1 protein-coding gene is annotated in these 438 nt (G+C 43.4%); it reads left to right on the top strand.

Annotated elements, in window-relative coordinates; all coding sequences use genetic code 11:
- The coding region (locus tag BTA35_RS16830; protein WP_274378443.1) for a helix-turn-helix domain-containing protein at positions 1-368 on the top strand (368 nt) is incomplete at its 5' end.
- Positions 369-438: the final 70 nt, after the last annotated feature.

Here is a 438-nt window from a genome sequence, read left to right on the forward strand (position 1 = left end):
GTGCTCTGGTCTTGCAGATGGGTAATGCCGTTGAAGCGGAAGATCTTTGCATAGAAGTTGTATCAATGAATGATCGAAGCGCTCATTCGTCAAGTGAAAGAGAGTTGCAAGGGCCTGTAGCTGTAGAGGCTTCGGTTGTTAGTAGTGTGACTCTGCCAGACTCGGTGCGCTTGTCGGAGTCTGGTCGTTTAGGCGATGACTTGCAGATTAAAGAGTTTGAAATGATCTTGGCTGTCTTGAAAGAGTCCCATGGTCGAAAGAATAAAGCAGCTGATCGCCTTGGTATTAGCCCAAGAACCTTGCGTTATAAGCTGGCAAAAATGCGAGAGCATGGTATAGATGTAGAGAAAGTGGTTGATCTGATGTAATTTTCTTCTCAGTGCTAGCCTTTTTTATGTGAAGAGTTATAGAATACAAATAAGTACGTTTATTTAGGAG

It is taken from the genome of Oceanospirillum linum, assembly GCF_001995095.2.
Lineage (GTDB): Bacteria > Pseudomonadota > Gammaproteobacteria > Pseudomonadales > Halomonadaceae > Oceanospirillum > Oceanospirillum linum.